Below are 11,667 nucleotides of genomic sequence, written 5' to 3'. Positions count from 1 at the left end.
TCTTCGTTCTCCGTCAGGAATTAGTCAACGATTACCGGTTTGCCGCTGGCGGCAGAGCGCGCGGCGCACTCGGCCAGCTTCAGCGCCATCAGGCCATCAAAGGGGGTAACGGGGATGGCACGTTTGCCCAGCGCGGCCTGAATAAACGCATCCATCTCCAGCCGATAGGCCAGCTCATAGCGCTCAAGGAAGAACGCTTCCAGCGGGGCCTGTACTTCCGTGGCGGAGGCATTAAAGCGGCGTACGCTATTCGCTCTCTGATTATTGTTGAGCAGCATCCCGGCAGAGCCGAACGCCTCCAGACGCTGATCGTAGCCATAAACCGCCCGACGGCTGCAGTTGATATGGCACTGTCTGCCCGATGCGGTGGTCAGTTGAACCATCACCGTGTCGTAATCGTCAAACTCCGCCAGTTCCGGCTTCAGCAGGCGGCTGGCGCTGGCATACACTTCGACCGGCTCTTCCCCCAGCAGCCAGCGGGCCATATCGAAATCGTGGATCACCATGTCGCGGAAAATCCCACCGGAATGGCGCAGATAGTCCATCGGCGCAAAATCCGGATCGCGGCTGGTAATCACCACCTGATGCAGTTCACCAATTTCACCGTTGGCAATCGCCTGCTGCAGTTCGCTGGCGCTGGGATCGAAGCGGCGGTTAAATGCCACCATTACCGGGGCGTTAATTTCCTCAAGCTGACGGCAGGCATCGGCGGCGCGCTGTAAATCCAGATCGACCGGTTTTTCGCATAATACTTTTTTCCCCTGACGAGCAGCGGCCAGCATTAAATCAACGTGGGTATCGGTAGGCGTGGCGATAATTACGGCATCAACGTCACCATCGTTAATTACTTCCAGCGGGTCGGAGACGGCTTTTGCGCCATATAATTCCGCCAGACTTTTAGCACTGTTAATAAAAGGATCGGCGACCGCCACCAGCGTTGCCTGCGGGTGTGTGGCAATATTCGCGGCGTGGATTTTCCCGATGCGGCCAGCACCGAGCACGGCTATATTTAACATAGTCAGTTCCTGTAGAGGACGGGTAAGTGATTATTCGCCAGCTGTTAAACAGCGTGCGCGTTATTTATCTGTTGGTAATTAACAATTAAGTTCTCTTCCAGCTCGCCAGTGAAATAATGAATAATATTATTTACGGCGGAAACCGACATGCGCATCGCCGCTTCTTCGGTCAGTCCGGCGGAATGCGGGCTGAGGATCAGGCGATAAGACGCATGCAGCAGCGCCGAGTCGCGCGGCGGCGGTTCCTGACTGAAGACATCCAGTCCCGCGCCGCCCAGGCGGTCGTTTTTCAACGCGTCGATCAGCGCGTCCTCATCAATAATTCCGCCGCGTGCGGTGTTGATCACAATAGCCTGCGGCTTAAGCAGCGCCAGCTCACGGTGGCCAATCAGCGGTTTACTGTCGCTGAGCGGCAGATGCACGGTTAGCGCATCTGCAATTTTTAATCCGGCTTCCAGTTCGGTAATCCGCTCTACGCCAAGGGCATGGAAGATCTCATCGGCGACATAAGGATCGTAGGCCACCACGAACATATTGAAGCAGCGCGCCATTCTCGCCACTTCCCGGCCGATGCGACCAAAGCCCAGCACAAACAGCGTGCGCCCGGACAGCTCCATCGCCGAGAAGCTGTTGCGGCAGTTCCAGTTACCGCTACGCAGGTTTTCATCGTAAACCCGCACCTGTTTCGCTACCCCCATCAGCAGCGCAAACGTGTGCTCCGCCACCGACAGCGAATTGACGTCACCGACGATAGTTAACGGAATACCGCGCTGGTTCAGTGCCGCCACGTCAACCGCGTCATACCCCACGCCGTGGCGGGAAACCACCTTCAGCAGTGAAGCCTGTTCAATCTCTGCGGCGGTCAGCGGCTGGGTGCGCAACAGCAGCGCGTCGGCGCGATCGATAAACGGTGCATAGCTGGCAGTGCTGACTTCTTTCACCAGCTCGTAAGTGAAACCGGAGGTGTTTTGCAGAATGCTCAACCCGGCCTGATGAATACTTCCGGCAATCAGTACATGCGGCATCTCAGTATCCTTCCTGCTGGCCGTTAGTCTGCGGCGCAGCGCCGGTCAGCTGGCGAAAACGCGTGGCGCTGGCCGCAGCCGCACCGCGCAGCAGCTGGACGTCGTTAGAAACGGTGACCAGATCGAAGCCCCATTCCACCGCTCTGGCGGCATACTCCGGGCTGCCGTTATGCAAACCGGCGCGGATACCGGCGGCATGCGCCCGATCGAGCATGTGGCGGATGGCGTCGATGATCTCCGGCTCCTCGCGGTCAAAACCGGTGCGATAGCGGCGCCCGGTCAGCGCCAGAGTCAGATCCGCCGGACCAATATAGATGCCGTCCAGCCCCGGGGTGCGCACAATTTCCTCGATTTTTTCCACCGCGTCGGCGGTTTCAATCATCGCAAAGCACACCACTTCGCTGTCCGCATGCTGGCCGTAATCCGGTCCTGCGGCAAAAGTGACGCGCGTCGGACCAAAACTGCGGGAACCAAGCGGCGGGTAGCGCACGCAGGACACCAGCTGTCGGGCTTCCTCGCCGTTGTTGATCATCGGGCAGATGATGCCGCAGGCCCCGGCGTCCAGCGCTTTCATAATGTCGCCCGGCGACAGCCAGGGCACGCGCACCATTGGCGTCACGCCGCTGGCGCGCATCGCCTGCAGCATGGTGGTAGCCGTCTCGTAGCCGACCAGCCCGTGCTGAAGATCGATGGTCAGCGCGTCGTAGCCCTGTGCCGCCATAATCTCAGCGGTAAACGGGCTGGCGACCGACAGCCAGCCGTTTAGTACGCTGTGCCCTTCTGCCCATAAACGCTTAACGTTGCTGTTGATCATTGCGGTTTCCTTACAGGACCACCTGCGTCAGTTTGATATTCATATATTCGAAAATACCTTCCGCGCCGCCTTCGCTGCCCATACCGCTGGCTTTGATCCCGCCAAACGGCACGTCGGCTGACGCCAGTGCGAAGCTGTTGATGCCAACCATACCCGCCTGCAGCTGCTGAGAGACACGGCGAATACGTGCGGCGTCGCGGGTGAAGGCATAGGCGGAGAGCGCCAGCTCGCTGCGGTTCACCCGGGCGATAACGTCGGCTTCGTCAGTGAAGGTGGTGATGGCGGCGATCGGGCCAAAGTTTTCCTCGGCCAGCGCGAGCGCATCCTCAGGCACATCGGCCAGCACCGTGGGAGCAAAGTAGAAACCGGGTTTGCCCGCAATGCGCTGCCCGCCGGTAACCACGCGCGCGCCCTTCTGCCGCGCATCCTCGACGATGTTTTCAATCGCCTTTAGCCGTCGCGAGTTAATCAACGGGCCCATCTCACTGCCCTCATCCAGCCCGTAGCCAACCTTGATTGCCGCGGCACGACGGGCGAATCCTTCGATAAAGGCCTGCGCGACCGTTTCATGCACATAGAAGCGATCGGCGGTAACACACACCTGGCCACAGTTGGCGAATTTGGTCGGCACCGCCAGGTCCAGCGCTTTTTCGATATCGGCATCGTCAAAGACGATCATCGGTGCGTTGCCGCCCAGCTCCATACTGACGCGCTTCAGGGTGGCTGCTGAATCACGAATCATCTGCTGCCCAATCGCCGTGGAGCCGGTCAGTGTAACTTTACGCACAACCGGCGATTCAATCAGCGGCTGATAGGTATTCGCCGTGGGTCCAACAACCATGTTGGCCACGCCCGCCGGCAGTCCGGCTTTTTGCAGGCAGGTCATAATGATCATTGCCGATCCGGGTACTTCGCTGGAGGGGCGCAGCACCACGGTACAGCCCGCCGCCAGCGCCGGGGCCAGCTTGCGGGCAATCAGTACCACCGGGAAGTTCCACGCGGTAAAGGCGGCTACCACGCCCACCGCCTGGTGAGAAACTTCACAGCGCCCGCCCGGCACGCGGCTTTCAACGATGCGGCCATACACCCGGCGTGCCTCTTCGGCATACCAGGTGAACTGATCGATGGCCAGCGTCCATTCGCGGCTGGCCTGCGCCAGCGGCTTGCCGCTCTCCAGTGAGATAGTGCGTGCCGCCTGCTCGCGAGCCCGCTCCATTTCTGCTGCCACGCGGTGCAGCGTATCGGCCCGCTCCCACGCGGCCCGCGCCTGCCACGGCGCTAACGCGGCTTCCGCACTGGCAATTGCTTCCAGCGTATCTTCACGAGAAGCCGCGGCTATTTCACCCAGCCGTTCGTCGCGGCCCGGATCGGTGACTACAATGGTTTCACCACTGCTACCCTGTCGCCAGCCGCCGTTAATAAACTGCCCGTAGTCGTTATACATAGCCTGATCCTGTTTTCCTGCCGCCCTGACCGGGATCGGAGACGTTAATTCGGCGGAAGCCGTTGCCTGCTCACCGCCACCGTTTATTAACTTAATTGCAAATAAGAAAAAAACGCAATAAAAATTGCAACAACAAAATCAGCCCCGTTTACAGCGTTTTTTTCGTCAGAAAAATCAAATTAAAAGCATGATTGTTAACATTTTTAATAGGAAATAATCGCAATCACCCGGGATGGTTTTTACTATTATTCAAAAATAACGAAATGCGTAACTTCTGAGTCAGATCACGCTTTTAGAAATTTCAGTTGCAATGAAAATTGTAATGCAATTTTAGTTGCGATAGCCTGCGGTCAGAATCAAACGTAAGGACAGATGCCAATGGTGAGCCGAAAAGAAACAGACAGGAAAGATGCCCCACCGCCGCATAAGAACTATGAACAGGTGGTGAATGAAATCACCGCCCGCTATCCGCAGCTGTCGGACCGTTTTCAACAGGTGGCGCGTTTTATTACTCAGAATCCTAACGCCGTGGCACTGGAGTCAATTAACGCCATTGCCGCCCGCTGCGCGCTTCATCCATCAACGCTGGTGCGCTTTGCCCAGCACTTTGGTTACAGCGGCTTTAAGCAGATGCAGGCGGTGTTTCAGACCCGGCTGGCAACCACCGCGCCCGGCTATAACGAGCGCATTGTGGCGCTGGAAAACGATCTGCAAAAAAACCAGCAGCTCGGAAACCTCGGTTTTCTGCAGGATTTAGTGGTGCGTGATATCGCCACGCTGCAGGGCATGCTGGAAAGTGTGACGGCTGCCGATCTTGACCATAGCGCTCAGCTGATGGGCCGCGCCGACACGATTTTTATCGCCGGGCAGTTACGTTCTGAGCCGGTGGCCATTTTGCTGCGTTACCTGCTGACTATGCTGAACCGCAAAGTGGTGCTATTGGATATGTCCGGCGGGCTGGCCCCGCATATGGCGATGAATATGACCCCGCGCGATGCGCTGATTGCCGTCTCTTTCCGCCACTACGCTCAGGAAGTGGTACAGATCGCCGACATTGCCGGACAAAAAAAGGTGCCCCTGATTGCGATCACCGACAGCGTGCTGTCTCCGCTGGCGAAGGACGCTCGGGTGCTGTTTACCATCCCGGAAGAGGAATACAGTTTTTCCCGTTCGCTGGCCGCGCCGGTGTGCCTGGTTCAGTGCATCGCGCTGGCGCTGGCCGCCGAGCTGCACCCGGAAGAGGAACAGCCGCGTATTGCCACGCTAACCGAGCGCACGCAGATCCGCGAAGAAGGGAAAAAAAGCACGAATAAATAGCCGCAGTCCGCTTTAACGCTCTCCCTTTGGGGAGAGCTACGTTCGGATTTGCAACTAAAATTGCTTTATTGAATTTTTAGCAAATTAATTTCTATAACCAGCCTGATTACAGGCCCTACAGCAGGTAGAAACTATGTCGATCTATCGTTGCACCACTGCACAGGCGGTGGTCCGTTACCTGAGCAATCAGTTTATCCACGTAGACGGTGAAGACGTACCGCTTTTCCCCGGCGTTTTCGGCATCTTCGGCCACGGCAACGTCACCTGCATAGGTGAGGCGCTGGAAAGCGTGCAGGACGTGTTACCCACCTGGCGCGGCCAGAATGAGCAGTCGATGGCTTTCGCCGCCGTCGGCTTTGCCAAAGCGCGCCTGCGCCAGCAGATTATGGTGGTGACCGCCTCTATCGGCCCCGGCACCACTAACCTGCTGACCGCCGCCGGCGTCGCCCACGTCAGTCGCCTGCCGATGTTGATGATCTGCGGCGATGCCTTTGCCCGCCGCGTGCCGGACCCGGTAATGCAGCAGGTGGAGCACTTCAGCGACCCCAGCCAGACGGTCAACGATGCTTTTAAAGCGGTAACCCGCTTCTGGGATCGCATCACCTGGCCGGAGCAGATCCTCTCTTCGCTGCCGCAGGCGGTGGCAACCATGCTCGACCCGGCGGAATGCGGCCCGGCGTTTATTGGTTTGTGCCAGGACGTGCAGGAGATGGCGTTTGACTATCCGGAAGCATTTTTCGCCCGCCGCGTTCATACCATTCCGCGCCCTCGCCCCGATCGGCAACTGTTGGAACAGGCGGCAACTCTGCTGGCTTCAGCCCGGCATCCGCTGATTATCGCCGGTGGTGGCGTGCGCTACTCCCACGCAGAGGCTGAGCTGGAAGCCTTCGCCCGCCAGCGCGGTATCCCGGTGGTGGAAACCATCGCGGGTAAAGGTACCTTCACCCACGATCACCCGCTGCATATCGGCCCGGTCGGTATCCTGGGTTCGACGTCTGCCAACGCGCTGGCGGCAAAAGCCGATGTGATTATCGCCATTGGCACCCGACTGATGGATTTCGTCACCGGTTCCTGGACGGCGTTTTCACCCGAAGCGCGCTTTATTGCCATTAATGCCGCGCGCTTTGATGCCCACAAACACTTCTCGCTGCCGCTGGTCGCGGATGCCCGCGAAGGCATCCGCGAACTCAATGCCGCACTTGGCAACTATGCTGCGGATGCGGAGTGGCTGGACAGCGGTAAAACTGCCTTTGCCGCGTGGAATCAGCTAATCGCCGAACGCCAGCAGCGCACCGTAACGACGGGCGTGCCGACCTATGCGCAGGTGGTTGGCGTGGTCAATGAACGCGCCGCTACCGAAGACTACGTGATCAGCGCGGCGGGCGGCCTGCCGGGTGAACTGGTTAAGGGCTGGAAGGTGAAAAATCCCGGCACCTTTGACTGCGAGTTCGGCTTCTCGTGTATGGGGTATGAAATCTCTGCGGGCTGGGGCGCGGCGATGATGGAGCAGGATCGCGACGTTTTCGTCCTGATCGGCGACGGTACTTATATGATGATGAATTCCGATATCTACTCCAGCGTGCTTTCCGGACACAAGCTGATCCTGCTGGTGTGCGACAACGGCGGCTATGCGGTGATTAACCGCCTGCAAAATGCCAAGGGCGGTGCGTCGTTTAACAACCTGCTCAAGGACTGCCGGGTTACCGAACCGTTCCACGTCGATTTCGTTGCCAACGCGCAGTCGATGGGTGCCCTTGCCCGCAAGGTCAGCAGTCTGGACGAGCTGGCCGACGCCGTGGACTGGGCAAAGGCCAACGATCGCACCACTGTCATCTGCATCGACACGCATCCACACGAATGGACGCCGGGCGATGCCTGGTGGGACGTTGGCGTGCCGGAAGTCAGCCAGCGCGGAAGCGTGAATCAGGCGCGAGCCGAGCACGTGGCGGGCCGCAAAAACCAGCGCTTGGGTATTTAACTTCCAGCCAGAGGAATCAGAACATGACGTTGCACGCAAAACTGGGGATCGCCCCTATCGCCTGGTCCAATGACGACCTGCCGCAGCTCGGCGGCGACACACCGCTTTCCGTCTGCCTGGCCGAAAGCCAGCTGGCAGGTTTTGCCGGCGTCGAAACCGGTGGCAAGTTCCCGCGAACCCGCGCTGAACTGCAACCGCAGCTGGCGGAATATCAGCTCCAGCTGATCTCCGGCTGGTACTCCGGCACCCTGCTGGATAACGATCTGGAGAGTGAAATCGCTAAAGCAACCCCGCAGATGCAGCTGTTCAAGGCGTGCGGTGCGGCCTGCCTGGTCTACGGCGAAACCGCAGGCACTATTCAGAACCAGCAGCAGGTGCCGCTGAGCCAGCGCCGCAGGCTGACTGAGGAACAGATCCGCGAGTACGGCGCGAAGCTGAACCTGTTCGCCAGCTGGTGCAGTGATTTCGGCGTACCGCTGGCTTTCCATCACCATATGGGTACGGTGATTGAAGACGAACGCGATATCGATCTGCTGATGGCCGCCACCGGCCCGCAGGTGGGGCTGCTGTTTGATACCGGGCATCTGGTGTTTGCCGGGGTCGATCCGCTGAGCGTGCTGAGTAAGCATGGCAAACGCATCAACCACGTGCATACCAAAGACATTCGCGCGGACGTGCGCGCCGGGCTGGACTGGCAGCGCGACTCGTTTCTTGATGCGGTATTGAAAGGCGTTTACACCGTGCCCGGTGACGGCAGCATTGACTTCGATGCAGTTATCGCACGGCTGGCCGGTATCGGCTATCAGGGCTGGTTTGTGGTCGAGGCCGAACAGGACCCTGCGCTGGCTCCGCCGCTGGAATACGCGCGGATTGGCTATGCCAGCCTGAAATCTTCGCTCACCAAAGCCGGATACGCCATCGAGCCGCCCGCAAAGCGCTGAACGGCAGCAGAGAAATCACGACTCCATCACCGGCGGCACGTGCCGCTGACTGACGACCCGGCAGCCGGGCACTCTCCGGCTGCCGCTTAACCGGGCAGGATGATGCAACGATGATGAATATCGATAAAATGCAGGATATCACCGACTTCTATCAGGATTTTTTGCAGGCTATTCGCAGTATCAGAGGCAGCATGCTGCATCGCGAGGCGGAGAAAAAGCTGATGCTGCTGCGCTGGCTGGATGCCCGGCTGAAAAAACGCAGCTGCCGTTCGCACTGCAAAAGCGAAATTCTCAGTATGTATGAGGAAGTGGAGGCCCATCCGCCGGAGGTGCTGGAGCGCCGTATTCGCACGCTGTACGAGAACTGCGCCTGTATTCTCGCTCAGCTGCGCGCGCCCGCCGTACGCCGCTACGCCTGACTGACGGACACCCGTTCACACCAACGGTACAGCACGGGATGAGTTTGTCCCAATCCCATCGCTTATTGTCCATCAGGCTACTTATTGCGGTTTTCCCACCTCTCTATACTGGTGCGGTACGGCGGTATTCCGCTGCCGCTCAGATGGAGAGCCACCGATGAAACTCACCCAAATTCGCAATGCCACGCTCAAACTGGACTATGCCGGTAAAACCTTTCTGATTGACCCGATGCTGGCGGATAAAGGTGCTCTGCCCGGCTTCCCCGGCACCGCCCGTAGCCATCTGCGCAACCCGCTGGTCGAGCTGCCGCTGCCGGTTGCAGACATCATTAACGCCGATGTGGCCATCGTTACCCACACTCACGAGGACCACTGGGATGAGGCGGCACGGCGGTTGATTGCTTCGACTATTCCCCTGTTCAGCCAGAATCACCAGGATGCCGAGCAGATCCGCGCGCAGGGCTTCAGCGCGGTGACGGTATTGGACGATCGCACCGAGATTGGCGACATCAGCGTATGGAAAACCGACGGCCAGCACGGCAGCAACGCCGCCTACGCGCTGCCGCCGCTGGCAAAACGGCTGGGCAAGGCCTGTGGCCTGGTGTTCCAGCACCCCGAAGAACCAACGCTGTATATCGCTGGAGATACCGTCTGGGTTCCGGCCGTTGAGCAGGCGCTGGCAGCGTTCAAACCCGACGTGGTGGTGCTGAATGCCGGAAGTGCGCAGATTGACTGCTTTGGCGCAATTATCATGGGCGAGGAGGATACGCTGCGCGTTCACCGCCTGCTGCCGGAAAGCCATATTATTGCCAGCCATATGGAGGCGATTAACCACTGTCTGCTTGGCCGCCAGCAGCTGCGTGATTATGCGCAACGCAACGGCTTCGCCGTGGCAAACCGGGTCGCACGGCGGATGGTGATCCCGCCGCACCGCGACGGGGGGCAGGCACAGTATATTTCTCACCCTATTCCACAAACCACCCAGGACGAGCGCATCAACGCCCTGCTCGGCTATCTGCGCGGCAGCCTCGATCGCCAGCACGATCTCGATTCGCTGGCGGCACGGGTGATGATGAGCCGTCGCACCTTTACCCGCCATTTTCTCCGTGCCACCGGCATGTCGGTGGGCGAATGGCTCAACGCCGAGCGCCTGCACAACAGCCAGCAGCTGCTGGAAATGACCGGACATTCCATCGAGGCCGTCGCCGCCCTGAGCGGCTACCAGTCGGTGATTTCTTTCCGCCAGAGCTTTAAGCAGCGCTATACCGTCAGCCCCAGCGAATGGCGGCGTACCTTCCAGGGCGGCAAGTCTGAACCGTAGCGGACGCCCCTTCAGTAAAAAACAAGCTTGTGAGCCACCTCGCAGATCGACGAAAGTTCCAGGAAACCTGAAAAGTAATCGATTACATTCACTTGGGACAATAATGTAATCGATTACTTTTTAGGAAGGGGTCTGACGATGGTTTCTTCACTTACCGCTGGAAACGGTTCGCGGCAGCAGCATGTGATGCTGGTACCGCGGCTGTCATTAATGATGTTTTTACAGTTCTTTATCTGGGGAACCTGGTCGGTCACGCTTGGACTGGTGATGACCCGGCACAATCTCGGCAGCATCATCGGCGATGCCTTCTCCGCCGGGCCGATTGCCTCGATCCTCTCGCCTTTCGTGCTGGGGATGGTGGTTGACCGCTTCTTCCCGTCGCAGAAGGTGGTTGCCCTGTTGCATCTGGCCGGTGCGGTCATTCTGTGGTTTGTGCCGCAGGCGCTGCTGGCCGGGAACGGCTCGCTGCTGATAGCCCTGCTGTTCGCCTACACGCTGTGCTACATGCCCACCCTGGCGTTGACCAACAACATCGCCTTCCACAGCCTGAGTAACAGTGAGAAAAGCTTCCCGGTGGTACGGGTATTCGGCACTATCGGCTGGATCGTTGCCGGGATCTGCATCGGCGTTAGCGGCATCGCTGCCAGCACCGATATCTTCCGCCTCGCCGCTGCGTGTTCTGCAGTGCTGGCCGTCTACAGCCTGACGCTGCCGCACACGCCGGCTCCGGCTAAGGGCCAGCCGTTTGCTCTGCGCGATCTGCTGTGCGCCGACGCCTTCGCCCTGCTGAAGAAGAGCCACTTCCTGATCTTCGCAATCTGCGCCACGCTGATCTCCATCCCGTTGGGCACTTACTACGCCTTCACCGCTTCGTTCCTCTCCGACGTGGGCATTGCGGACGTCAGTACCGCGATGTCGTTCGGCCAGATGTCCGAAATCTTCTTTATGCTGATTATCCCGCTGCTGTTCCGTCGGCTGGGGGTGAAGTACATGCTGCTGATCGGTATGGCGGCCTGGTTCGTGCGCTACGCGCTGTTTGCCTTCGGCGTGAACGAAGAAACGCGCTGGCTGCTGTATATCGGCATTCTGCTGCACGGCGTGTGCTACGACTTCTTCTTCGTTATCGGCTTTATCTACACCGACCGCATCGCCGGGAGCCAGGTGAAAGGCCAGGCGCAGAGCCTGATCGTCATGTTCACCTACGGCATCGGTATGCTGCTGGGATCGCAGATTTCCGGCGCGCTGTACAACCAGTTAATTAACCACGGCGGCGTGCATCAGCCGGAAAACTGGACCACGTTCTGGCTGATCCCGGCGGTTGCCGCTGCGGCTATCGCGGTCATATTCCTCTTCACCTTCAAGTACAAAGAGCAGGAATAGTTTTTGATCACC

Annotated in this window: 10 protein-coding genes; 6 read left to right on the top strand and 4 right to left on the bottom strand. The window is 58.9% G+C overall.

Annotation, left to right across the window (positions count from 1 at the left end; translation table 11 throughout):
* Window positions 1–20 precede the first annotated feature (20 nt).
* Genes iolG through AC07U6_RS01070 form a run of 4 tightly spaced genes read right to left on the bottom strand, consistent with a single transcriptional unit; the run spans window position 21 to window position 4,299 of the window.
* On the bottom strand, window positions 21–1,016 hold the full coding sequence (iolG, locus tag AC07U6_RS01085) for an inositol 2-dehydrogenase (RefSeq protein ID WP_494762689.1): 996 nt from the start codon (window positions 1,014–1,016) through the stop codon (window positions 21–23).
* Window positions 1,017–1,060: 44 nt separating this feature from the next.
* A complete protein-coding gene (locus tag AC07U6_RS01080) occupies window positions 1,061–2,041 on the bottom strand; it encodes a hydroxyacid dehydrogenase (protein ID WP_494762688.1) in 981 nt (326 codons plus the stop codon).
* A 1-nt stretch (window position 2,042) separates the two neighbouring features.
* Window positions 2,043–2,855: an HpcH/HpaI aldolase family protein gene (locus AC07U6_RS01075; protein WP_494762687.1), complete on the bottom strand. Its 813-nt coding sequence runs from the start codon at window positions 2,853–2,855 to the stop codon at window positions 2,043–2,045.
* A 10-nt stretch (window positions 2,856–2,865) separates the two neighbouring features.
* Entirely contained in the window at window positions 2,866–4,299 is a 1,434-nt protein-coding gene (locus tag AC07U6_RS01070; RefSeq protein ID WP_494762686.1) for an NAD-dependent succinate-semialdehyde dehydrogenase, read from the bottom strand.
* A gap of 378 nt (window positions 4,300–4,677) precedes the next feature.
* Between AC07U6_RS01070 and AC07U6_RS01065 the strand changes: the two genes are divergently transcribed.
* From AC07U6_RS01065 to AC07U6_RS01040, 6 genes are all read left to right on the top strand, one after another.
* The gene (locus AC07U6_RS01065) at window positions 4,678–5,616 is read left to right on the top strand and encodes a MurR/RpiR family transcriptional regulator (RefSeq protein ID WP_494762685.1); all 939 of its coding nucleotides are present in this window, start codon (window positions 4,678–4,680) and stop codon (window positions 5,614–5,616) included.
* Window positions 5,617–5,749: 133 nt separating this feature from the next.
* Window positions 5,750–7,594 carry a 3D-(3,5/4)-trihydroxycyclohexane-1,2-dione acylhydrolase (decyclizing) gene (iolD, locus tag AC07U6_RS01060; protein WP_494762684.1) on the top strand — a complete coding sequence of 615 codons (1,845 nt, stop codon included), beginning with the start codon at window positions 5,750–5,752 and terminating at the stop codon, window positions 7,592–7,594.
* 29 nt (window positions 7,595–7,623) lie between these two features.
* A complete protein-coding gene (gene iolE / locus AC07U6_RS01055) occupies window positions 7,624–8,535 on the top strand; it encodes a myo-inosose-2 dehydratase (RefSeq protein ID WP_494764490.1) in 912 nt (303 codons plus the stop codon).
* A gap of 110 nt (window positions 8,536–8,645) precedes the next feature.
* Window positions 8,646–8,954, top strand: coding sequence for a hypothetical protein (locus AC07U6_RS01050; RefSeq protein WP_494762683.1), 309 nt, complete (start codon window positions 8,646–8,648; stop codon window positions 8,952–8,954).
* Between the two features lie 157 nt (window positions 8,955–9,111).
* Entirely contained in the window at window positions 9,112–10,275 is a 1,164-nt protein-coding gene (locus tag AC07U6_RS01045) for a helix-turn-helix domain-containing protein (protein WP_494762682.1), read from the top strand.
* 138 nt (window positions 10,276–10,413) lie between these two features.
* A complete protein-coding gene (locus AC07U6_RS01040) occupies window positions 10,414–11,655 on the top strand; it encodes an MFS transporter (RefSeq protein ID WP_494762681.1) in 1,242 nt (413 codons plus the stop codon).
* The last annotated feature ends 12 nt before the right edge of the window (window positions 11,656–11,667 follow it).

This window comes from Erwinia sp. GW821-FHT03D09, from assembly GCF_059420805.1.
This window is presented reverse-complemented; position numbering and strand designations above follow the sequence as displayed.